The sequence below is a fragment of the Curtobacterium sp. ABR8 genome, from assembly GCF_057812125.1.
Window position 1 is genome coordinate 3,574,547 of the sequence record NZ_CM173818.1, and the last position, 21,954, is coordinate 3,596,500.

25 protein-coding genes, 1 tRNA gene and 1 riboswitch are annotated in these 21,954 nt (G+C 69.8%); of the genes, 18 read left to right on the forward strand and 8 right to left on the reverse strand.

Going from position 1 to position 21,954, the window contains the following annotated elements:
• Positions 1 to 33: 33 nt before the first annotated feature.
• From pstC to pstB, 3 genes are read left to right on the forward strand one after another with little or no spacing between them, the layout of a single operon-like run.
• Positions 34 to 984: a phosphate ABC transporter permease subunit PstC gene (gene pstC / locus ACXKZB_RS17025; protein ID WP_222658693.1), complete on the forward strand. Its 951-nt coding sequence runs from the start codon at positions 34 to 36 to the stop codon at positions 982 to 984.
• Between the two features lie 13 nt (positions 985 to 997).
• Complete coding sequence (gene pstA, locus ACXKZB_RS17030) at positions 998 to 2,083, forward strand: phosphate ABC transporter permease PstA (protein WP_123311943.1); 1,086 nt, start codon at positions 998 to 1,000, stop codon at positions 2,081 to 2,083.
• A 34-nt stretch (positions 2,084 to 2,117) separates the two neighbouring features.
• Positions 2,118 to 2,897 carry a phosphate ABC transporter ATP-binding protein PstB gene (gene pstB / locus ACXKZB_RS17035; protein ID WP_111085283.1) on the forward strand — a complete coding sequence of 260 codons (780 nt, stop codon included), beginning with the start codon at positions 2,118 to 2,120 and terminating at the stop codon, positions 2,895 to 2,897.
• Positions 2,898 to 3,071: 174 nt separating this feature from the next.
• Here pstB and ACXKZB_RS17040 read toward each other — a convergent pair whose 3' ends face one another.
• The 3 genes from ACXKZB_RS17040 to ACXKZB_RS17050 form a co-directional block, all read right to left on the reverse strand.
• The gene (locus tag ACXKZB_RS17040) at positions 3,072 to 3,953 is read right to left on the reverse strand and encodes an anti-sigma factor (RefSeq protein WP_488823938.1); all 882 of its coding nucleotides are present in this window, start codon (positions 3,951 to 3,953) and stop codon (positions 3,072 to 3,074) included.
• Positions 3,950 to 4,549: an ECF RNA polymerase sigma factor SigK gene (gene sigK / locus ACXKZB_RS17045; RefSeq protein WP_488823939.1), complete on the reverse strand. Its 600-nt coding sequence runs from the start codon at positions 4,547 to 4,549 to the stop codon at positions 3,950 to 3,952. Before sigK ends, ACXKZB_RS17040 begins: the two co-directional genes overlap by 4 nt.
• Before the next feature lie 592 nt (positions 4,550 to 5,141).
• Entirely contained in the window at positions 5,142 to 5,771 is a 630-nt protein-coding gene (locus tag ACXKZB_RS17050) for a DNA-directed RNA polymerase subunit beta (protein WP_123311937.1), read from the reverse strand.
• Positions 5,772 to 5,897: 126 nt separating this feature from the next.
• Here ACXKZB_RS17050 and ACXKZB_RS17055 point away from each other — a divergent pair, with 126 nt between their 5' ends.
• The 8 genes from ACXKZB_RS17055 to ACXKZB_RS17090 all read left to right on the forward strand — a co-directional run bounded on the left by ACXKZB_RS17055 (position 5,898) and on the right by ACXKZB_RS17090 (position 11,007).
• Positions 5,898 to 6,059: a DUF2207 domain-containing protein gene (locus ACXKZB_RS17055; protein ID WP_146249745.1), complete on the forward strand. Its 162-nt coding sequence runs from the start codon at positions 5,898 to 5,900 to the stop codon at positions 6,057 to 6,059.
• A gap of 53 nt (positions 6,060 to 6,112) precedes the next feature.
• Positions 6,113 to 6,185: transfer RNA gene (locus ACXKZB_RS17060), tRNA-Lys, on the forward strand.
• Between the two features lie 113 nt (positions 6,186 to 6,298).
• On the forward strand, positions 6,299 to 6,598 hold the full coding sequence (locus ACXKZB_RS17065; protein WP_488823940.1) for a hypothetical protein: 300 nt from the start codon (positions 6,299 to 6,301) through the stop codon (positions 6,596 to 6,598).
• A gap of 30 nt (positions 6,599 to 6,628) precedes the next feature.
• Positions 6,629 to 7,267, forward strand: coding sequence for a DUF4145 domain-containing protein (locus tag ACXKZB_RS17070; RefSeq protein WP_488823941.1), 639 nt, complete (start codon positions 6,629 to 6,631; stop codon positions 7,265 to 7,267).
• A gap of 903 nt (positions 7,268 to 8,170) precedes the next feature.
• Complete coding sequence (locus ACXKZB_RS17075; RefSeq protein ID WP_488823942.1) at positions 8,171 to 8,800, forward strand: hypothetical protein; 630 nt, start codon at positions 8,171 to 8,173, stop codon at positions 8,798 to 8,800.
• A gap of 553 nt (positions 8,801 to 9,353) precedes the next feature.
• Entirely contained in the window at positions 9,354 to 9,827 is a 474-nt protein-coding gene (locus ACXKZB_RS17080; RefSeq protein ID WP_488823943.1) for a tyrosine-type recombinase/integrase, read from the forward strand.
• Complete coding sequence (locus ACXKZB_RS17085) at positions 9,773 to 10,522, forward strand: SGNH/GDSL hydrolase family protein (RefSeq protein WP_488823944.1); 750 nt, start codon at positions 9,773 to 9,775, stop codon at positions 10,520 to 10,522. Before ACXKZB_RS17080 ends, ACXKZB_RS17085 begins: the two co-directional genes overlap by 55 nt.
• Before the next feature lie 164 nt (positions 10,523 to 10,686).
• Positions 10,687 to 11,007 (forward strand): hypothetical protein, encoded by a 321-nt coding sequence (locus tag ACXKZB_RS17090; RefSeq protein ID WP_488823945.1) that lies wholly within the window; start codon positions 10,687 to 10,689, stop codon positions 11,005 to 11,007.
• 74 nt (positions 11,008 to 11,081) lie between these two features.
• Here the strand turns inward: ACXKZB_RS17090 and ACXKZB_RS17095 are convergent, their stop codons facing one another.
• The gene (locus ACXKZB_RS17095) at positions 11,082 to 12,014 is read right to left on the reverse strand and encodes an aldose 1-epimerase family protein (protein WP_488823946.1); all 933 of its coding nucleotides are present in this window, start codon (positions 12,012 to 12,014) and stop codon (positions 11,082 to 11,084) included.
• Complete coding sequence (locus ACXKZB_RS17100; protein ID WP_185021296.1) at positions 12,011 to 12,856, reverse strand: DeoR/GlpR family DNA-binding transcription regulator; 846 nt, start codon at positions 12,854 to 12,856, stop codon at positions 12,011 to 12,013. Before ACXKZB_RS17100 ends, ACXKZB_RS17095 begins: the two co-directional genes overlap by 4 nt.
• Before the next feature lie 64 nt (positions 12,857 to 12,920).
• Between ACXKZB_RS17100 and galT the strand changes: the two genes are divergently transcribed.
• Both galT and galK read left to right on the forward strand, forming a co-directional pair.
• Positions 12,921 to 14,018, forward strand: a complete 1,098-nt coding sequence (gene galT, locus ACXKZB_RS17105; protein WP_488823947.1) for a galactose-1-phosphate uridylyltransferase — start codon at positions 12,921 to 12,923, stop codon at positions 14,016 to 14,018.
• The gene (gene galK, locus ACXKZB_RS17110; protein ID WP_488823948.1) at positions 14,015 to 15,151 is read left to right on the forward strand and encodes a galactokinase; all 1,137 of its coding nucleotides are present in this window, start codon (positions 14,015 to 14,017) and stop codon (positions 15,149 to 15,151) included. Before galT ends, galK begins: the two co-directional genes overlap by 4 nt.
• Positions 15,152 to 15,164: 13 nt before the next feature.
• On the opposite strand, the gene ACXKZB_RS17115 is transcribed toward galK, so the two are convergent.
• From ACXKZB_RS17115 to glyA, 3 genes are all read right to left on the reverse strand, one after another.
• Positions 15,165 to 15,668 (reverse strand): hypothetical protein, encoded by a 504-nt coding sequence (locus ACXKZB_RS17115; protein WP_488823949.1) that lies wholly within the window; start codon positions 15,666 to 15,668, stop codon positions 15,165 to 15,167.
• Positions 15,669 to 15,885: 217 nt separating this feature from the next.
• Positions 15,886 to 16,818, reverse strand: coding sequence for a tetrahydrofolate dehydrogenase/cyclohydrolase catalytic domain-containing protein (locus ACXKZB_RS17120; RefSeq protein WP_261783963.1), 933 nt, complete (start codon positions 16,816 to 16,818; stop codon positions 15,886 to 15,888).
• Positions 16,815 to 18,119 carry a serine hydroxymethyltransferase gene (gene glyA, locus ACXKZB_RS17125; RefSeq protein WP_410004013.1) on the reverse strand — a complete coding sequence of 435 codons (1,305 nt, stop codon included), beginning with the start codon at positions 18,117 to 18,119 and terminating at the stop codon, positions 16,815 to 16,817. The genes ACXKZB_RS17120 and glyA overlap by 4 nt, the downstream gene beginning before the upstream one ends.
• A gap of 53 nt (positions 18,120 to 18,172) precedes the next feature.
• Positions 18,173 to 18,258: riboswitch (ZMP/ZTP riboswitch) on the reverse strand.
• 37 nt (positions 18,259 to 18,295) lie between these two features.
• On the opposite strand from glyA, the gene clpS reads away from it, so the two are divergent.
• The 5 genes from clpS (at position 18,296) to ACXKZB_RS17150 (ending at position 21,944) form a co-directional block, all read left to right on the forward strand.
• Positions 18,296 to 18,601 (forward strand): ATP-dependent Clp protease adapter ClpS, encoded by a 306-nt coding sequence (gene clpS, locus ACXKZB_RS17130; protein ID WP_185020990.1) that lies wholly within the window; start codon positions 18,296 to 18,298, stop codon positions 18,599 to 18,601.
• On the forward strand, positions 18,598 to 19,074 hold the full coding sequence (locus ACXKZB_RS17135; RefSeq protein WP_488823950.1) for a DUF2017 family protein: 477 nt from the start codon (positions 18,598 to 18,600) through the stop codon (positions 19,072 to 19,074). Before clpS ends, ACXKZB_RS17135 begins: the two co-directional genes overlap by 4 nt.
• Complete coding sequence (locus tag ACXKZB_RS17140) at positions 19,071 to 19,997, forward strand: GNAT family N-acetyltransferase (RefSeq protein ID WP_488823951.1); 927 nt, start codon at positions 19,071 to 19,073, stop codon at positions 19,995 to 19,997. Before ACXKZB_RS17135 ends, ACXKZB_RS17140 begins: the two co-directional genes overlap by 4 nt.
• Before the next feature lie 77 nt (positions 19,998 to 20,074).
• Complete coding sequence (locus ACXKZB_RS17145; RefSeq protein WP_488823952.1) at positions 20,075 to 20,500, forward strand: MarR family winged helix-turn-helix transcriptional regulator; 426 nt, start codon at positions 20,075 to 20,077, stop codon at positions 20,498 to 20,500.
• Between the two features lie 100 nt (positions 20,501 to 20,600).
• Entirely contained in the window at positions 20,601 to 21,944 is a 1,344-nt protein-coding gene (locus tag ACXKZB_RS17150; RefSeq protein WP_488823953.1) for an MFS transporter, read from the forward strand.
• Positions 21,945 to 21,954: the final 10 nt, after the last annotated feature.

Here is a 21,954-nt window from a genome sequence, read left to right on the forward strand (position 1 = left end):
CGCCTCCCCCGGCGTACCTCCGACAGGAGCCCCATGACGACCGCACCGGCCCAGCCAGGGGCCACCGTCACACCCGAGAAGCCGAAGGCCGTCGTGCGCGTCGGTGACCGGGTGTTCTCCGCCGCCTCGGTCATCGCCGGCGGCCTCATCCTGTTCGTGCTCGTGCTCGTCGCCGCGTTCCTCGTCTGGCAGAGCATCCCGGCGTTCTCCGCCAAGGTCGGCGAACTGCCGAACAACGCCACGAACTTCTGGGACTACGTCGGCCCCCTGGTGTTCGGCACCGTCTGGTCCGCGCTCATCGCGCTCGTGATCTCGGTCCCGCTCGCCCTCGGGATCGCACTGTTCATCTCGCACTACGCACCGCGGCGGCTCGCCCCGGTGCTCGGCTACGTCATCGACCTGCTCGCCGCCGTGCCGTCGGTCGTCTACGGCCTCTGGGGCATCGTCGTGCTGGCGCCGTTCGTGAAGCCGTTCTACGCCTTCCTGAACGAGTACCTCGGGTGGTTCCCGCTCTTCTCCGGTCAGGTGTCCGGCACCGGCCGCACCATCCTGACCGCGTCGATCGTCCTCGCCGTGATGGCGATCCCGATCATGACGGCCGTCATGCGCGAGATCTTCCTGCAGGCCCCCACGCTCAACGAGGAAGCCGCCCTGGCCCTCGGTGCCACGCGCTGGGAGATGATCCGTCTGTCCGTGCTGCCGTTCGCCAAGTCCGGCATCGTGTCCGCGATCATGCTCGGGCTCGGTCGGGCCCTGGGCGAGACGATGGCGATCGCCCTGGTGCTGTCGGTCTCGACGAACGTCACCTTCCAGATGCTGACCTCGCAGAACCCCTCGACGATCGCCGCGAACATCGCGCTGCAGTTCGCCGAGGCATCGGGGACCGCCCTGAACGCCCTGATCGCGTCGGGTCTGATCCTGTTCGTCATCACCCTGGTCATCAACATGCTCGCGCGGTACATCGTCCGCACGCGGGTCAGCTGAGAGGTCGCACCCGATGTCCCTCGCGCTCCGTCAGACCGGCACCGCCGGCAACGTCTACGCCAACGGCAAGCTGCACCGCTCGGTGCCCTGGCTGCTGCTGGTCGGCAGCTGGGTCGCCCTGGTGGCCGTGTTCGCCCTGCTCAACGCCGGCGGTGCGGTCAAGGACTTCAACGTCGTCGCCGCACTGTTCCTCGGCACCGTCCTGTTCGACGTCCTCATCGTGGTCGTCTCGCGCATCGTCGAGGGTGGCCGTCAAGCCGTCAACCGGCTGATCACCTCGCTGGTCATCACGGCCTTCGTCATCGCGGTCCTGCCGCTGGTGTCCCTGCTCTGGACCGTCGTCGCCGACGGCCTGGCCCGCTTCGACGCGAACTTCTTCTCGTACTCGATGCGCGGCGTGATCTCCGAGGGCGGCGGCGCGATCCACGCCCTGATCGGCACGCTCGAGATCACCCTGTTCGCGGCGCTCATCTCGGTGCCGATCGGTCTGCTCACCTCGATCTACCTGGTCGAGTACGGCCGCGGCGCGCTGGCGAAGGGCATCACGTTCTTCGTCGACGTCATGACGGGCATCCCGTCGATCGTCGCCGGTCTGTTCGCCTACTCGCTGTTCGCGCTGTTCCTCGGCCCGGGCGCCCGCTTCGGTCTCGTCGGCTCCGTCGCCCTGTCGGTGCTGATGATCCCGATCGTCGTGCGCTCCACCGAGGAGGTGCTGAAGATCGTGCCGATGGAGCTCCGCGAAGCGTCCTACGCCCTCGGCGTCCCGAAGTACCTCACGATCCTCAAGGTCGTCCTGCCGACGTCGCTCGCCGGCATCACCACCGGCGTCATGCTCTCGATCGCCCGCGTCATCGGCGAGACGGCCCCGCTGCTCGTCACCGCCGGCTTCACCGCGAGCATGAACTACGACCTGTTCAAGGACCCGATGATGACCCTGCCGGTGTACGCGTACACGCAGTACTCGCAGCAGGGCGCCAACCCGCAGCCGTTCGTCGACCGTGCCTGGACCGCCGCGCTGGTGCTCATCCTCATCGTGATGGCGCTCAACCTGCTCGCCCGGTTCGTCACCCGACTCTTCGCCCCCAAGCTCTCGCGCTAGCGAACCCACTTCCCCACCCACCAGAAGGATCAACGTGTCCAAGCGCATCGAGGTCGACGGCCTCAACGTCTACTACTCGAAGTTCAAGGCGGTCGAGGGTGTCGACATCACCATCGAGCCCCGCACCGTCACCGCCTTCATCGGCCCGTCCGGCTGTGGCAAGTCCACCTTCCTCCGCACCCTGAACCGCATGCACGAGGTCATCCCCGGCGCCTGGGTCGAGGGCTCGGTCAAGATCGACGGCGACGACCTGTACGGTCCCGGGGTCGACCCGGTGCTCGTCCGTCGCCAGGTCGGCATGGTCTTCCAGCGTCCGAACCCGTTCCCCACCATGTCGATCAAGGACAACGTGCTGGCCGGCGTGAAGCTCAACAACAAGCGCGTCTCGAAGTCCGAGGCCGACGACATCGTCGAGCGCTCGCTGCAGGGCGCGAACCTGTGGAACGAGGTCAAGGACCGCCTCGACAAGCCCGGCATGGGCCTGTCCGGCGGTCAGCAGCAGCGTCTCTGCATCGCCCGCGCCATCGCCGTGCAGCCCGACGTGCTGCTGATGGACGAGCCCTGCTCGGCGCTCGACCCGATCTCCACCCTGGCCATCGAGGACCTGATCGAGGAGCTCAAGAAGGAGTTCACGATCGTCATCGTGACCCACAACATGCAGCAGGCGTCGCGCGTCAGCGACAAGACCGCGTTCTTCAACATCGCCGGGACCGGTGCGCCGGGCAAGCTCATCGAGTTCGACGACACCGCGACGATGTTCTCGAACCCGTCCGTCCAGGCCACCGAGGACTACGTCTCGGGTCGCTTCGGTTGATCGGCATCCGTCCGTCGTGCTGACGGACGACCGGGAGGCCCGGTGCACGTCCGCCACGGACGCGCACCGGGCCTCCGTGGTTGCGCTGGGTGCCGGGGTCGAGCGGACGCAGAACGACACCCTCGATGTCGTGCGACGTCGAGGGTGTCGTTCGGGGTCGATCTTCCGGGAGGGTCAGGCCGACGTGGTCGGGACCGCCATGATCGGCGTCGTGGTCGGCTGCTCGGAACCACCGGCCGGCTCGACCGTCATGCCGATCGTCGCACCGTCGGACATCGAGCCCTTGAGCACGGCCGAGTGCACGCCGTCGGCGACACCGTCGACCAGGCCAGCAGACTTGATCGTGCCGCCCTGCTCCTCGGAGCCGATGTACCAGAGCTCGTACGTCTTGCCCTTCGGCGCCTGCTCGACACCGTCGAGGATCACCGCGGACTTGCCGAGGTCGTTCGACCACACGACCGTGGCCGTGCCGCCGCCCTCGACCTTGGTGGTGCTGCGCTGGAAGTCCGACGCGGCGTAGATGCGGTCGAGTCCGCTCGAAGCCTGCGTGGTGCCCGTCCCCGGTCCGTCGGACGGACCGTTCGCGACACCGACACCCAGGCCGACACCGAGGAACACCACGGCGACCGCAGCAGCACTGGTGAGCATGGCTGCCGGACGCTGGAACCAGCGGCGGCGGGCCTCGGAGGACGCCCGGCCACCGGTGGTGGAGCCGTCGGCGATCGAGGCGACGTGCCTGGCGGGCTCGGGACGGGCCTCCTGGAAGGAGGTGGTCTCGGCGACCGGGGTCTGGTCGACCGCCGTGTCGGCCAGTGGTGCGGCCTGCGGGGTCGTCGCGATCTGTGCCAGCAGCGACGCCTTCAGCGACGTCGGCGGCTCGATCGGAGCAGCGGCGAAGGCGAGCTGCAGCGCGGTCTCGCGCAGCGAGTCGGCTTCGGCCTGGAGTTCGGGCGACGTCGTGAGGACGTCCTCCAGGAGCATGCGCTCATCGTCGGACAGCGCATCGAGTGCGTAGGAACCCGTCAGCAGGGCGGGGTCGTCGTGTCGTTCGGTCATGAGGTCACCCCCATCTCGTCTCGGAGTCGGATCATCCCGTCACGGAGACGGGTCTTGACGGTGCCGATGGGGACACCGAGGTGTTCGGCCATCTCGCTGTGCGAGAAGCCTCCGTAGTACGCGAGCTGCACGGCCTGCCGCTGGAACTCGGTCAGCTTGGCCAGGGCCCGCCCGACACGTTCGTGTTCGATGCGGATCTCGACCGATTCGGAGACCTGGTCGAAACCGGCCTCGAGGTCGCGGATGCCGATCTTCGTGTCCCGGTCGTGCGACGCCTGCGAGGCACGGACCCGGTCCACCGCTCGGCGGTGTGCCATGGTCAGGACCCAGCTGGAGGCGGTTCCGCGCTTCCGGTCGAACCGGGTGGCCTGCTGCCAGACTTCGAGGAAGACCTCTTGGGTGACCTCTTCGGACTGGGCGCGGTCCCGGAGGAGGCGCGTCACGAGCCCGAGGACCCGGCCGGAGAGGACGTCGTAGAGGTCCGCGAAGGCGGCTTGGTCACCGGATGCAACCTGAGCCAGGAGGTCGTCCGGCGATGCCTGGGCGGGCTCTGACGAGCTCCAGCGTTCGGTGTCGCTATCCACGAGGGCAAGCATTGCAGGTTTCCCTCCTCTCGGGTGCGTCGGCGGCCGGTTGTGGCCGTTCTGTCAGGGGGTGCTACGTGTGCCGTGGTGCTGGTGGTGCTGTGCTGCGGTCCACCCGGGTAGGGCGAAGCCGCCGCGTCGTGCGGTCGAGACGAGAGGCCAGCGTGACCCACAGGGAATTGACCGGCGGATACCGGTCCGGGTCACGCCGGGCCTCTCGCGTTCGTGACGGTCATCAAGTCCGTCACGCTGATGATTCGGCGCGGTGCCCGTGGTGGATTGGATCGGTTGCCGAGAAGTTGTGGGGAGGCCGCGTCCGAGCCGTCTGCCGGGCACGCCCGGGTCCGGATCTGTCCACCGAGAGTGAACAGGGCAGCGGACACAGCCCACGCGTCGTAGAGTGGGTGTCGCCGGGCCGCAGCAAGCCCCGGGCTCCAAAATTCGCCGCTTCGAGCGGCCTCGCGCCGAGAGGCGCTTCTGCGGCCCGGTTTTTCTCTGCCCGGTTGGTCTCGGCCCGGTTCTTCTCTGCCCGGTTCGTCTCTGCCTCGTCGCGGCTGTCGCCGTCCGACCGGGAGGCCCGGTGCCGGTCCGGCGGGTCTGCTCGCTAGTCCAGGCTGTCGCGACGCCAGAGCGCCGCCGCCTCGGTCAGGTCGGCCGCCAGCTCCGTCAGACGCAGCGCGCGCGTCGTCAACTCACTCGCGCGGGCCTCGGCCGTCAGGTCGGAGTCGTCCGCCACCGCCGTCGCACCCGCCGCCGTCAGCCGGCAGAACGCCGCACCCCGGTCCAGCGCCACCGCGAAGTCGCCGGTGTACAGCCCGTGCAGGATGCGATCCGCCAGGGTGAGGATCTCGGCAGGACCCGTCGGCTGCTCAGCACCCGCGACGGCCTGGTCGATCGTGCCGATGCGCTCCGTGCCGCGCGCGAACAGGAAGGCGATCTCCTCCGGGTTCTGCCGGATCACGGTACGGACGAGGTACACCCGCCAGAGGGCCCCCGGCAGCGTGTGTGCGCCGACACGTGCCCAGAGTTCGGCGATCGCGTCGATGCCATGCACGTCCGTGTAGGTCACGAGCCGCTCGACCACCGCGGGGTCCGGGTCCTGCCGCACCCGGTGCAGCAGCGCGTTCGCGGTCTCGTGCGCGACACGGTTCACGACGGCCGGGTCCTCGCCGCCCTGGATCGCAGCGAACTCGGCATCGGTGAAGTGGACAGGACGGTGGTGATCGCGAGGCACCGCGTCAGTGTAGGCACGGCCGGTGACACGCCCGCCCTCCGTTCGCCCAGAACGCAACGGCAGCGCCGCGGGTACGGTGTCTCGTCGGGAGGCGCTCCTCCCGACCGTGAAGGAGAGGACTCCCCCATGAACCCCCTGCTCATCATCCTGGCCGTCATCGCGGTCATCCTGCTGTTCGTCGGTGGTTTCACCGCGAGCCTCAAGTTCCTGCTGTGGGTCGGCATCGTGCTGCTCATCGTGGCCGTCGTCCTGTGGCTGCTGCGCACGCTCACCGGGCGTCGCGGCTGACCCTCGGCACCAGGTTCTTCCCAGAGGCCCTCACCCGCTAGCCTTGCGGGTGAGGGCCTCTAGCTCAGTTGGTAGAGCACCGGACTTTTAATCCGAGGGTCGTGGGTTCGAGCCCCACGGGGCCCACGCAGAAAACCCCCGGTCAGGTCCTGTCAACACCTGCCGGGGGTTCTGTGCATAACTCGGGTCGGGGGGCAAGCGGGGGGCAGCTGCCGTCACGCACCAGCGATACTGATGGCGTGACGACTGCACGAGGAACCATCCGCTCGACCGAGACTCGCGAAGCAGAGGCGAGCGGCAACTCTGCCGGCGAAGCCCGAGCCGCCGCGATCGGTCAGCTCGACCTGAACGGCTTCGAGCTGCAGCAGGCGACCACCGTCATGAGCAAGGCGACCGAAGAGACCGCCATCCGTGCAGTCGCCCGCTCCATCGAGGCTCGGCCGCACGAGGCGTCTGGATCGGACTACCGTGCTGCGCCATCGACTGCTTCGCGGTCTCAGGAAAGGGTAGCGGTAGTGGTCTCCCACCCCGTCTGGTAGGTGTCGGACGCGTCGGGCAGAATCATTGACATGGCCTCAACTACGTGTCCGTTCTGTCAGAGCTACTCTCACGTGACTATTCAGTGGGGTGCGCTGAGTAACTCTGGACGGACCGTTCGATTCGCAGCGACGTGTGACCAGTGCGGAAGGATCCTGACTGGTGAGGGCTCCGTGCGCGAACCTGTCTACGGAGGTTCTTCGACGAACTCCGACTACGTGGTCCGGACTGTCGCGAAGGTCAAGGACGGCGGGCTCGAATGGTGGCCGAGGTCTGGTTCGGCCCCTCTCATCGAGGATGTCCCAGAGTCGATCGCGCGCGCGGCAGCCGAGGCGTACTCCAGTGCAAGCGTTGCGAATCACATGGCTGCGATCCTGATGGCGCGCACCGTCATAGAGGCGTCTGCGAAGTACAAGGGCATCACCTCCGGAAATCTCTCCGGCAAGATCAACTCGATGCGGGACAATCAACTGATCCGTCCTGCGGTCGCTGAACAGGCGCACGAGGTGAGGTTCGCGGGGAACGACATGGCGCACGGAGACATCGACGTCGCTCCCGATGCTGTCGATTCCGAGGAGATACTGGCCCTAATGGGGTCAGTCCTGATGGAGGTGTTCCAAGACCCGGCGCGCCTGGAACGGATCCGTGCGAAGCGCAAGGTTAGCGACTAACCGAGCTCCAGGTAGCGACCATCTTTCAACGGCCGGGCTTCTTTGTCTCTGCCTGGCCATCGTCAATCTTCTCGTCCCCGGGCTCGTCGACGGCGACCGCCGGCTCCGCATGCGAAGTCGCTCGGAGACGGTTGTCTTCACGGTGACGGTCGACAGCTCGACGTCGGGCTCGAGGTACGAGGAGCGCATGCTCGCCTCGATAGCGCATGCGCGTTCTGCAGGTTGGGGCGGACCCCGGTGATCGCGACGCCCTTCCGCGCGACGGTGAACTTCGTTTCGGTGCCGGTCTGCTCGGCCATCGTGTTTTCCTCTGAACGGGTCGGATCGTCGCGGGGCGGTCGGATCGGGGTGTCGAGAACACCCGGGCGCTTCCGTGCGGCCACTGCCTCGCATGCACGGCGAGCAGCCTGCGACGCCTGGCCACCCTGTCGGCCGGAGCGGCGCAGATGGGGCCAGGGGCAGAGCGCGCGGAGGTTCTCGAGCCGGCGATCGTTGCGGTCGCCGATGTGGTCGCAGTCGGATGCGTACAGGCCACAAGCCTCACTGGCGTCGGCGCGCTCGTGCTGGCGTTGGTACTTGTCGCGCTCGAGGACGGCTGAGCGCCTGCGTTCCCAGTCGGCGGGGAGCGTGACCGGTCGGGCTGCCGGACCAGCCAGTCACGGCAGCAGCCGGTCGCGGTAGAGCACGGCGATGACATCCGAGGTGATGTCTCCGACAGCGGACGCCGTCGGCTCGTGGGGCGGTTCTTAATCGCGGCCGCGCGCTTCAGTGTGGGCCCGTGCCATCGTCCGCTGGTCGTCGTAGACGTGGACGTACACCCGACGGCGTCGGCCGGACGCGCGGGTGGCGACGCGGAAGCGAGCAACCATCGTCCTGAGGCTTGCTCCGCCTTACGCTGCTTTAGTGCTCGACGAACTCATTGCCTCCGCCACAGCAACCCTCACACCTGCGCCCGCTAGCCCCCACGACGCGTACGCCTGGTGGAGCGACATCTGGCTCCCGTTGATCGTTGGTGCGGGCAGCATCTTCATCGCGACCGTGGCGGTCCGTGTTGCGAACCGGTCAAACCGCCACGCAGCGGCAGCGATCCGGGCGGCAGCGAAGTCCAATGCACTCGCCGAACGCGCGATCCGCCAAGAGGAGAAACGGACAGCGGACGCCCGAGCAGAAGCAGCACGGCAAGAACGCCGCCGACTCGGCGAACGATTTCTCGTGCACATCGACGAGACTGCAGAAGAGCTCCAGAAAGATCCGCAGCTGTGGTCTAGGCCGGCGGCCGCGGTCGGTGACAACGCGCTCTTTCGGATGACTCCGATGATTTTCGAAGCCATCACGAGAGGCTGGTCGGATTTCCCGGGCGATAAGGCCATCGAGCTGATGCGGAGCGGCGCCGAAGCCGGAGGCGATTCACGCCGTATGCAACTCGTCCGGAACGCAGCTCACACCATCGTTAACTACTGGATCGAAGACCCACTGCTCTACGGAACGATGCTTGAGACCATCCAGAAGGACACGGCGGAAAGGATCGCTTAGCCAGGCCTAACAGGATTGCTGCACTGCCGCTCACCCGGCCAGGTGCGTTGTGCATCCTGGAACCACTGCGCCACCACGTCATCGAGGTGCATAGCAGGCAGGTACTTCCGCAGATGGCTCTTGAGCGCCGTGTACGGATGTGGCGAGGTCGCGCACTTGGCGAAACCGGGGGCGCGGATCCAGGATTCCCTAACCACCACGCGCCTTCAAGTACAGGCCGCGGACCTCCGTCGCGGTGACGCCGTGCGTCCACTCGTTCAGCCAGACCGGCCGGTCCTTGTCCGACGCTCCGCCACGCGCCTCCAGCTCGGCGGGCAGCTCCACCACCGCGCCGTTTACTCGCCACCGCCGAGGCGGCGCGGACAGCGCGGCGGACGTCGACGCCGCCTCGGTCCCGTTCTCGTCGAAGAGCCCGAGCGTCTCGTTCCCCTAACGCACCTGGTACGCCGACTGCTGCAGCGCCTGCGCCTGCGCCGCGTCCCCGTCGTCGCCGGCCATCGGCTCGATATGCACGGCCTTCACCCGCGGCTCACGAGCGTCCACGGTGGTGGAGGTGCTCGACGTGCACCTCCACGACGGCCGGCACCTGTACGCATCGTGGCTCATCCAGGACGGCGTCCCGCTCCAGGAAGTCGGCCGTCTCCTCGGCCATGTGTCGCCGCTCACCACGCGTCGGTACGCCCACCTCGCGGAGACGCCGAGCGCCTCCGTGCTCAGCGCGCTGAGGCGTCCGGAGCGGATGGCAGACGGGGGCAGGATGTCGCTCCGATCGACTCCAATGTGCTCCAGTTCCGACCCCGCCGAACCGGCTGACACCCCGCACCGCTGCTGGAACGCGCTCCGTTCGACTCCGATCCACGCGAGCCCCCCCCCGATCCGCCTCGGCACACTTCTAATCCGAGGGTCGTGGGTTCGAGCCCCACGGGGCCCACCTCAGCTGCTGTTCCGATCCCGTTGTCTAAGATGTGGCGGATGGCACGACGACTCCTCCCCGGCATCGCGCTCGGAGCAATGGCTCTCGGCGTGAGCGGGCTGCTCGTCATCCTGCCGACCGTCTCGAGTGCCTGCCAGCCCGTCACGACGTCGTCGAGCGTCTCCTCCGCACAGGTCGCCGACGCGATCGCCCCCGGCTCCGACGTCCTGATCGTCGGTGACTCGTACACCTCCGGCCGTGGCTCGACCAGCGGTGTCGACGGGTGGGCACAGGACCTCGTGGCCGACCGGCACTGGGACGCCACCATCGACGGCTACCCGGGTACGGGCTACGTCGACACCGGTCGGACCGGGTCCTCGCACTACACGTTCGGCCCTCGCTTGGAACGGCATGCCGAGGACGTCGATCCGCAGCTCGTCATCGTGCAGGGCAGCCAGAACGACTGGCTCGTCGACTCGTCGACGCTGCAGGCCCGCGTCGAGAAGACCCTCCGCGACGCGGAGCAGACCTGGCCGGACGCCGTCGTCGTCGCGCTCGGGCCGTCGGCGCCACTGCCGTGGGCGAAGTCGACCGTCGGGGTCGCCGCCTCGGTCTCCGCTGGGGCAGCTGCAGCGGGCGTGCCGTACATCGACGCGCTCGCCGGGCAGTGGTTCACCCCGGCGAACAGCCCGGGCTACGCGGCAATCGACGGCGGCCACCTCAACGACGCCGGCTACCAGTACCTGGCGGACCGGGTGTCGGAGTCCCTCGACGCGCTCGCGGCACCCGGCGACGAGCGCTGCGCCTGACCACCACACCGGGGTACAAGTCGTCCCCAGCTGGCTCATGGCGGATCCCCTGCACACATCAGCCAGCGCACAGCCGACTGTTGGGCTGCCGCCGATAGTGTCGTTCCCGGATCCGATCACCGGGTCCTGCAGCACCGCACCACCACGACCGAACGGGGTACACCGTGATCGAGCCCATCGAAGCCACGCAGACCAGCAGCACCCGGGACGCGCGCCGCATCGTCGAGCTCGCCGCAGCGACCAACACGACGATGAGCAACGAGCTCCTGCTCGACACGCTCCGCCGCAACGCGCAGGTCACGACCCGGCACATCCGCAAGGACTTCATCGAGGTCGCCACGGCCACCGCGGTCCTCGGCTACGTCTGCCGGCAGCGCAAGGACTTCATCGCCCTGCGCGGGGACGACCCGGCCTGGGCGCACGAGGTCGGCCGGTACGCCAGCGAGTCCCTCGCGGTCGAGGCACTCCGCATGCGCCGCGGCTGACCACCAGCTCCCCGACACGAACGCAGAGAGCCCCGCCGGACGTCCGGCGGGGCTCTCTCAGTGCACGAAGGCGATCAGGACCAGACGCGGCGGATGCCCCAGGAGCCGGTCCAGGTCTCGTCGGGCTCGAGCCAGCGCAGACCCTCGCCGGAGTTCAGTGCGTTGGCCGGAGCGGTCATCGGCTCGACCGCCACCGCGAGGCCCTTGCCGTCGCCGCGGGGGTACTCGCGTGAGGTGAACACCTGCACGTACGGGAACGAGGCGTCCTGCCAGAGCTGCACCCCGTCGCCCTCGGGGCCGTGCAGCGTCGTGTGGCGGACCCCGTCGGCATCCGGGGTGATGTCGGAGTACGCGGTGTCGAGGTCCGAGTCGCCCGCTCGACGGCCCTGACGCAGGTCGAGCGGCGTTCCCTCGACCGGCGCCGACCCGTTCGGCACCTTCTGCTCGTCCGTGGTGAACGCCGTTGTGGCGTCGAGCGTGACGACGAGGTCCTCGGCCGGGGTGTCACCGGCGCGCAGGTACGGGTGCGCACCCACGGCGAACGGTGCGCGGACACCGGAACGGTTCGTGATCTCGTGCGTCACCCGGATGCCGTCGTCGACGAGTTCGTGGTGCACGCGGGTCTCGAGGGTGAACGGCCAGCCGTGCTGCGGGTGGATCGTGGCCTCCTGCACGATCCCGGTCTCGGTCTGCGACACCACGCGGTACGGCGCGAAGCGGAGCAGGCCGTGCGACGCGTTGCCGTACTTCGGCTCCGAGATGTCCAGCTGCTGCCGCTTGCCGCCGAGCTCCCAGACCCCTCCGGCGACGCGGTTCGGCCACGGCACGAGCACGATGCCGTTGGCGCCGGGCGGCTGCTCGGAGACGGGGAACGGCTCGGTCAGGTCGAAGCCGGCGACGCGGAGTTCACGGATGCCGGCGGCGACCTCGGTCACGACGGCCTCGACGACGCCGTCCGGTCCGGCGTGGTGCAGGCGGTACTGGCCACCGGTTGGTGCTGCGGTCATGGGGTGTGGTTCCTTCCGGGTGTGTCCTCGCCGTCCGCGACGACGACCTCGACGCCGGCCGCCCGGATCGTGGCGACCGCGTCGGCTTCGACCTCGGCGGTGACGACGACGTCGATGTCCTCGAGCGCGCGGACGACCCCGATGTGGGCCCGGCCGAACTTCGACCCGTCCGCGACGACGACGGTACGCCGAGCGGTGGCCGCGAGCATCCGCTTCGCCTCGGTCTCGGGCAGGTTGACGTTGGTCAGACCGTGCGCGACGTCGACGCCGGTGCCACCGAGGAACACGACGTCAGCGGCGATCATCGGCAGCAGCGTGTTGTTGAACGGCGCGACGAGCGAGTGCTGCAGCGGCCGGAGCGTGCCGCCGGTGACGATCACGGTGAACCGCGGCACGGCGCGCTCGAGGGTCAGTGCGGTGGTCAGCGAGTTCGTGACGACGGTGACGTCGACCAACTCCGTGCGGGCGACGAGCGCCTCGGCGACGGCGGCCGGGGTGGTGCCGACGTCGAGCACGACGCATTCACCGGACCGCACGAGCGCAGCGGCCGCACGGCCGATGGCGGCCTTGGCCACCTGGTGCTCGACGGCGGTCTCCTCGAAGGGGCGCTCGGTGGACCCGGCCCCGAGGCGGACCGCGCCCCCGTGCACCCGACGGATCCGGGCCTCCTGGTCGAGGACGGCGAGGTCCTGCCGGACCGTCACCTCACTCGTGCCGAGCGACGCGGCCAGCGCGGCGGTCCGGACCATGCCGGGTGCGCCCTCGACGATCGAGACGATGCGGTCCTGCCGGAGGGGTGCTGGCAGCGATCCGGCCAGGAAGGAGAGGTCGTCGTCGGTCACGGGTCCAGTTTCGCTTGCTTCCGAAGACTTTCGCAATGCTTCGGATCGACGCTAGGCTGTTCCGGTGATCACCAAGCGCGCGACGAAGCTCGCGGACGGCCGCGACCTGTTCTACTTCGACGATGCGGACAGCACCCTGCCCGCTGAGCGTGCGATCGACGAGCGTGCGCTCGACCCTCGGCCGGAGACCGCGCGGATGCGCCAGGACGTCCTGACCGGCGAGTGGGTCTCCATCGCCGCGAGCCGTCAGAACCGCGCGTTCCTGCCGCCGGCCGACCAGGACCCGCTCGCGCCGCAGACACCGCAGAACCCGTCCGAGATCCCGAGCACGTACGACGTCGCCGTGTTCGAGAACCGGTCGCCGTCGTTCGGTCCGCTGCTCGAGGCCGACGACGCCCCGTCCTCGCTGCAGTCCCTGTCCGACGTCGGCCTGAACCGGCAGCTCCGGTCCGTCGGCCGGTGCGAGGTCGTGTGCTTCTCCCCCGCGACCGAGGGGTCCTTCGCATCGATCTCCGAGTCGCGCGCCCGCACGGTGGTCGAGGCCTGGGCGGACCGGACCGCCGCGCTCTCCGCGATGCCCGGCATCCAGCAGGTGTTCCCGTTCGAGAACCGCGGTGAGGCGATCGGCGTCACGCTGCACCACCCGCACGGGCAGATCTACTCGTACCCGTACATCACGCCCCGCACGCAGCGCCTGCTCGACTCCATCGAGCGCTTCGGGCCGGACCTGTTCGAGCAGCACCTCGCGAACGAGCGTGCCTCGGACCGGGTCGTGCTGCAGGGCGCGCACTTCACCGCCTTCGTGCCGTTCGCCGCGCGGTGGCCCATCGAGATCCACATGCTGCCGCACCGCCACGTCCCCGACTTCGCCGGCCTGACCGAGGCCGAGAAGGACGAGCTGGCCCACATGCACCTGCGCCTGACGCGGGGCATCGACAAGCTCTACGACGACCCGACCCCGTACATCGCCGCGTGGCACCAGGCACCGGTGCACGTCGGACGGGACACCGTGCGGCTCATGCTGCAGATCACCTCGCCGCGTCGAGCGGCGGACAAGTTGAAGTTCCTGGCCGGCAGTGAAGCCGCCATGGGCGCTTGGATCGGGGACCTCGTACCCGAGAAGGCGGCCGAGTTCATCCGACGAGGAGTCGAGCGAGCATGACGTTCCAGCAGACCTACGGGTACGAGCCGACCGTGCGGTACTCCGCCCCGGGGCGCGTCAACCTGATCGGTGAGCACACCGACTACAACGACGGGTACGTCCTGCCGTTCGCGATCGACCGCCGCACCACTGCGACGATCGCTCCGCGGCCGGACCGTCTGCTGCGTGTCTCGTCCGCGTTCGACGCCGGCACCGTGATCGAGCTGTCGCTCGACGACCTCGACCCGTCGAACATGACCGGCTGGTCGGCGTACGTCTTCGGTATCGCCTGGGCCCTCCGCGAGCAGGCCGGCGCGGACCTGTCGGACAAGACCGGGTTCGACGTCTTCATCGAGTCCGACGTCCCCGTCGGGGCCGGCCTGTCCTCCAGCGCCGCGATCGAGTGCGGCGTCGCGCTCGCCTTCAACGACCTGTGGGAACTCGGCCTCGACCGCAAGACCCTGGCGCGCGTCGGCCAGTACTCCGAGAACCACGCCGTCGGCGCACCGACGGGCATCATGGACCAGTCCGCGTCGCTGCTCGGCGAGCAGGACGCCGTCGTGTTCCTCGACTGCCGAACGCTCGACACCGCCGTGGTCGACCTGGCGCTCGAGGCGAACGGGCTCGAGGTCCTGGTCATCGACACCCGGGTCGAGCACGCCCACGCCACCGGCGGGTACGCGGCTCGTCGTGCCTCGTGCGAGAAGGGTGCGCAGGTGCTCGGTGTCGAGGCCCTGCGCGACGTGAGCGTCGACGACCTGCCCCGTGCGCAGGAGCTGCTCGACGACGAGACCTTCCGCCGCGTGCGCCACGTCGTGACCGAGGACCAGCGCGTCCTCGACACCGTCCGGACGCTGCGCGAACAGGGCCCGCGCGCGATCGGTTCGCTGCTCGTCGCGTCGCACGAGTCGATGCGCGACGACTTCGAGATCTCCGTGCCGGAACTCGACCTGGCCGTCGCGACGGCGGTCGAGCACGGTGCCGTCGGTGCGCGGATGACGGGTGGTGGGTTCGGTGGCGCGGCCATCGCCTTGGTCGACCAGGAGGCGCGGCAGACGATCGCAGATGCGGTCACCGCCGCCTTCGCCGCGGCCGGGTACCGCGAGCCGAACGTCTTCACGGTGCACGCCGCGCAGGGCGCCCGCCGCGACTGAGCCGGACCGGCAGTCAGCGGGTCATGTGGCCCGTGGTGACGGTGACGCCGCCCCACGGGAAGCCGTGGGGGTGCAGCACCTCGTGCTGGAGCTGGTCCGTCACGACGTGACCCTGCCACACGCTGTAGACCAGGAACCCGGCGATGATGCACACCGGAACCGCCAGGTACGTCGAGTACCGCACGACGTCGCCGAGGGTCCGGTGCCCGTACCGTGCGAGCGTCGGCGGCAGGACGATCCCGACGACCACGACGAGCAGCAGCGCCGCGAGGGCGGCTGGCGCGACGTGCGCTTCGACCTGCACCGTGATCGGTGCGGTCTCCAGGACCTTGCCGCCGTTGTCGATCCAGTTGTCGTCGGCGTCGACCCCGCCGTAGCCAGTCGACGTGCTCCAGAGCACCAGGTTCGGTGACAGCACGAGTGCGACGACCCCGATGAGCGCCAGCCCCCACGCACGCGGACGAAGCTGCTTGCCGGTGGCCGCCATCACGGGCGCGGTCTGGACGTTCTCCCCCATGCGGTGACCGTAGCACTGGGGGCGGCTCCGCACCCGTCCCCCGCACGCGCGGGGCGGGGGCGAGCCGTGCCTCCCGGCCGCCGTGCACGCGACCGTCCCGCAAAAGCGACAGATTCCCGCGAACTGTTCGCGGGAATCTGTCGCTTTCGCGGCACAGACCGCGGCACAGGCCCGGCACAGACCGCGGCACAGACCGCAGCCCGGCACGGTCCGCGCCCTACTTCAGGTGGCGCTCCGCGGCCTCGACCACGTTCTTCATGAGCATCGCGCGGGTCATCGGGCCGACGCCTCCGGGCACCGGCGACATGAAGCCCGCGACGGACGCGACGGCGGGGTCGACGTCGCCGTGCAGCTTGGCCTTCCCCGTCTCGTCGTTCACCACGCGGGTGATGCCCACGTCGATCACGGCCGCACCGGGCTGCACCCAGTCCGGCTTGACGAGCCCGGCGACCCCGGCGGCCGCGACGACGATGTCGGCGCGACGACACTCCGCGGCGACGTCGGCCGTCAGGGAGTGCGTCAGGGTGGCGGTGGCCTCGAGGCGGGTGAGCAGCAGACCGAGCGGCCGACCGACCGTCAGCCCCTGCCCGATGATCGTGACGTGCGCGCCCCGGATCGGGATGTCGTACGCCTCGAGCATCGCGACGATGCCCCGCGGGGTGCAGGGCAGGGGCGCGTCGATCGTGCCGGCACCACCGGGCACGGCGAGCACGAGCTCACCGAGGTTCGTCGGGTGCAGGCCGTCGGCGTCCTTCGACGGGTCCATCAGCTCGAGCATCGGCGTCGGGTCGATGCCCTCCGGCAGCGGCAGCTGCACGATGAACGCGGTGACCCGGGGGTCGTCGTTCATCTGCAGGATCGCCGCTCGGATGTCCGCAGCACTCGCGGACGACGGCAGGTCGATGCGGTGCGAGTCGAGCCCGATCTGCGCCGAATCACGGTGCTTGCCCGCGACGTACGACATCGAACCGGGGTTCGACCCGACCAGGATCGTGCCGAGCCCCGGACGGATGCCGTGCTCGTGCAGACGGTCGATGCGGACCCGCAGTTCCTCGAGGGTCCGGGCGGCGAGGGCGGTGCCGTCGATGCGGACGGCAGTGCCCTCCCCCGCCCATCGTTCGACGGGCAGGGGGGTCAGGGCGTCGCTCACGCGTAGAGGGGGAACGCGTCGGTCAGGGTCTTGACCCGGGCCGAGAGCGCTGCGATGTCCGGGTTCGGCATGAGGGTCAGCGCGATGATGTCCGCGACCTCGGTGAACTCGGCGTCGCCGAAGCCACGCGTGGCGAGCGCCGACGTGCCGATGCGGACACCCGACGTGACCATCGGCGGACGCGGGTCGAACGGCACGGAGTTGCGGTTCACGGTGATGCCGACTTCGTGCAGCAGGTCTTCGGCCTGCTTGCCGTCGACCTCGGACGTGCGCAGGTCGACGAGCACCAGGTGCACGTCGGTGCCACCGGTGAGGACGTCGATGCCGGCCGCGCGGGCGTCCGGCTGCGTGAGCCGATCCGCGAGCAAGCGGGCGCCGCGGATGGTGCGCTCCTGGCGGGCCTTGAACTCGGGGGTGCCGGCGAGCAGGAACGCGGTGGCCTTGGCGGCGATCACGTGCATGAGCGGGCCGCCCTGCTGGCCCGGGAAGACCGCGGAGTTCAGCTTCTTGAACAGCGTCTCGTCGTTGGACAGGATGATGCCCGAGCGGGGGCCGCCGAGGGTCTTGTGCACCGTCGACGAGACGACGTGGGCGTGCGGGACCGGGGACGGGTGCAGACCGGCGGCGACGAGGCCGGCGAAGTGCGCCATGTCGACCCAGAGCTTCGCGCCGACCTCGTCCGCGATCTCGCGGAACTTCGCGAAGTCGAGCTGACGCGGGTAGGCGGACCAGCCGGCGATGAGGACCTTCGGCTGGTGCTCGATGGCCTTGGCGCGGATGTCGTCGTAGTCGACCTCGAACGTCTCGGGGTCGACGCCGTACGCCACGGCGTTGTAGATGCGGCCGGAGAAGTTGAGCTTCATGCCGTGGGTCAGGTGACCGCCGTGCGCGAGCTCGAGGCCGAGGATCGTGTCGCCGGCCGAGGCGATGGCGTGCAGGACCGCGGCGTTGGCCGTGGCGCCCGAGTGCGGCTGGACGTTCGCGTAGGACGCCCCGAAGAGCGCCTTGGCACGGTCGATGGCGAGCTGCTCGGCGACGTCGACGTACTCGCAGCCGCCGTAGTAGCGCTTGCCGGGGTAGCCCTCGGCGTACTTGTTGGTGAGGACGGAGCCCTGGGACTCGAGCACGGCACGCGGCACGAAGTTCTCGGACGCGATCATCTCGAGGGTGTCGCGCTGACGGCCGAGCTCCTGCTGCAGGACGGCGGCGATCTCGGGGTCGACCTCGGTGAGGGGGGCGTTGAAGGCTGCGCGGTCGGTGTCGACGGAGCCGTCGACGGCGGGCAGATCGGTGATGGACACGGTTCTCCTACGTGGGTTGGCGACGACCGGGAGGTCGCGCACGGACGATCGGTCGGTGCAGCCCAGGCGTACGGCCGCGCACCGTGTCAGGTGTCGCTCCCCGATGGTGACCCATCCAACGCCAGTCGCGACCTCACGATCGTACCGAGCCGCCCGCCCTGTGTCACCCTGGATGCATGACGCTGACCTCGCCCGACGTGGACGAACGGACCACCCCGGACGAACGCACCAGTGCCCGCGCGGACACCCCGTGGGTCACCGTCGTGTGGGACGACCCGGTGAACCTGATGTCCTACGTCACCTACGTCTTCCAGCGGCACTTCGGCTTCGGACGCGAGCAGGCGGAGCGGCTCATGCACCAGGTGGACACCGAGGGGCGGGCCATCGTGGCGACGGGGCCGCGCGAGGCGATGGAGGCCCACGTCCAGTCGATGCACGGCTACGGCCTGCAGGCGACCGTCGACAAGGCCCCCGAAGCGTGATCCCCTTCGTCCGCCGAGCCGACGGCGTCCACCTCGGCATGTCCTCCGGCGAGCGCGGGCTGCTCACGTCCCTGACCGAGCAGCTGCGCCAGGTGCTCGACGGCGGTCTGACGGCGGACCCGGTCACCGAGCGGATGTTCCCGGACGCCTACCCGGACGACGACGACGCCAGCGCGGAGTTCCGGAAGTACACGCAGTCCGACCTCCTGGCGCAGAAGACCACGAACGCGACGACCGTGCACGAGTGGCTGACGGGCACCCGCGACGGCGCCCTCGCCCCCGAGGACGAGCAGGCCTGGCTCCGCACCCTGACCGACCTGCGGCTGACGATCGCCGACCGTCTCGGGATCGTCGACGCCGACGACGAGGAGCGTTCGGTCGAGGCCGACGCGGGCGTCGGCCTGCGCGACGTCTACGACTGGCTCGGGTACGTGCAGGAGCACCTGATCACGACGATGACCGACCCGCGGTGACGGTCGCCTTCCGCGCTGCCACCGCGGACGACCGGGAGGCCCTGCTCGCGTTCTCGACGTCGGAACCGGTCGCGTGGATCGGTCCGGACCGGTATTGCGCCGAGTCCGGCACGGACAACTACCGCCCGGAGTGGTCGTGGCTGGCCGTGCGCGACGGCCGTCCGGTGGCGCGGGCACTCTGGTGGGGCGGCACGGACGCCGCGGCGCCGGCGACCCTCGACGACCTGCTGGTGGCGCCCGACGTGACGGCCGACGACCGTGTGTCGATCGCCGCCGGGCTGATCACGGCGGGGACCGCTGCGTTCGGGACGGTCCCGGAGTGGATCGTCGACGTCGCGGTGGACTGGCACGACGATCCCGCAGCCGTCGCCGCGGTGTCGTGGCGCACGGCAGCCGCTCGGTCGGCGGGACTCGATCGGTCGACGGAGCGGGTGAGTGTGGCGTGGACGCCGGACCGCGGGCTGCCGGTGCCGTCCTCGCTCCGCTTCCGGCCCGGTGACGACGACGAGTTCGTGGACCTGTTCGCTCGTGTCTCCGTCGGGAGCCTCGACGCCCACACCGTGGCGTCGGTGGACGAACTCGGCCCGCGGGGCGCCGCCGCCGACGACCTCGAGTTCTACCGCTCGCTGCCGGGGTCGCGCGACGGCTGGCGGGTGGCGCTCGACGCCGACGGGTTGGTGGTCGGGTTCGTCCTGGCGACGCGGACGGCGTACGACGCGGCGATCAGCTTCATCGGGGTGCTGCCGCAGCACCGTGGCCGCGGTGTGGTCGACGGCCTGCTCGCCGAGGGACTGCGCGTGCACGCCGAGGCCGGCGAGCCGAAGGTGGTCGGCACGACGGACGCGGCGAACACCCCGATGCGCCGGGCGTTCGAACGGTCCGGCTTCGTGGTGATGAAGCGCCGGATCGTGTTCGAGCGCTGAGCCGGGTCCGGAGCGGCGCGTCCGGAACTTGCAAGGCAGCCTTGCAAGTCGTGCTGCCGAAGTAGTACCGTTCCGGTATGGAATCACCCGATCCGACCGTGCTCGCCGGTGACCTGCTGACGCTGTACGGCCGGATCCGGCGCACACTGCTGACCGGCAAGGCCGACGACGTCACGGCGTCCCAGACGGCCGCGCTCGGACGCCTGCTCCGGTACGGCGAGACCACGGTCGCCGAGCTCGCCCGCGCCGAGGGCGTCCGGCCGCAGTCGATGGGCGCGACCGTCCAGGCGCTCGAGGACCTCGGCCTCGTCGAACGGCGTCCAGACCCCGCCGACGGCCGCCGTGCGCTCGTCCGCGCGACCGACCGGGGCGCCCGTGCCCGCGAGGACGCCTGGACGACCCGCACCCGAGTCCTGACCGACCGGCTCGCCGCGCTGCCCGACGCCGACCGCGACACCGTCGCCCGAGCGATCGCGATCCTCGCCCCGCTCACCGAACGCTGACCCCGGAAGAAGCACTCCCACGTCCACCTCGACCACCCCCACCCCCGTCGTCGCCCCGGGCAGTACCGCCAGCGGCTTCGGCCCGAAGCTCCTCATCCCGGTGCTCGTCGGCCCGCTGCTCAACCCGATCAACACCACGATGGTGTCCGTCGCCCTCACGCCGATCTCCCGCGACCTCGGGATCGGAGCGGCGCAGGCGATCTGGCTCGTCGCGGCCCTGTACCTGGCGAGTGCGATCGCGCAGCCGACGATGGGCAAGCTCGCCGACCGCTTCGGCCCGAAGAAGGTGTTCCTGACCGGGCTCGTGATCGTCGGCGTCGCCGGTGTCGTGCCCGAGTTCCTGACCGGCTTCGGCGGCGCGGTGTTCGCCCGCGTGCTCATCGGCATCGGGACCTCGTCCGCGTACCCGGCGGCCCTCACCACCCTGCGGCAGCACTCGGCACGGATCGGGAAGCCGACGCCCCCACTCGTGCTCGGAGCGCTGTCGATCACCTCGCTCGTGTCCGCGGCGGCCGGGCCGCCCCTCGGCGGTGCGCTCATCGCCGCGTTCGGCTGGCACGCGATCTTCCTGGTGAACGTCCCCCTGGCGGCGTTCGGCATCGTCGTGGCGTCGATGTGGCTGCCGTCCGACCGCCTCCGTCCGCGTGACGACGAGGCCCTGCCCGTCCTGCAGGGGCTCGACCCGTTCGGCATGCTGCTCATGACGGGCACGGTCTCGGCGCTGCTCGTGTTCCTGCTCGACCTGTCCGCCGGGCTGTGGTGGCTGCTCGCGGTCGCGATCGTGCTGCTCGTCGCCCTGGTGCTCTGGGAGCTGCGGGCGGTCCGACCGTTCGTCGACGTCCGGATGCTCGCGCGGAACGGCGCGCTGTCCCGCACCTACGTGCGGCTGTTCCTGACCTACCTGCTCGCGTACACGATGACCTACGGGTTCTCGCAGTGGGTGCAGGACGTCGCCGGGTACTCGAGCGACGTCGCCGGGTACATCCAGCTGCCCGCCGCGATCGTGGCCGGGATCGCGTCGTTCGTCGTCGCGCGGAAGACCGCCGTGCGTGGCCCCCTCATCGTCGCGGCCGTGGTGCCGATCGTGGGCGGGGCACTCCTGCTCTTCCTGCACACCGGATCGCCGGTCGTGCTGCTCGCGCTGGCGCCGGCACTGTTCGGCGTCCCGCAGGCGCTGGCGTCGGTGTCGAACCAGGCGGCGCTGTACCGGCTCGTGCCCGCGGCGTACATCGGCACCGCGGCCGGGCTGTCCCGCACGGCGGTGTACATCGGGGCGATCGGGGCGTCGTCCCTCATCGGTGGCGTGTTCGGCCAGGCCCCGACCACACCGGACCTGCACGTGCTGGCGTGGGTGATCCTCGGCGTCGCGGTGCTCCTGACGGTCCTGACCCTGGCCGACCGCCGCCTCCGCACGGCGGCCGCCGCGGCCACGCCCGCTTCGTGAGCAGAAATGG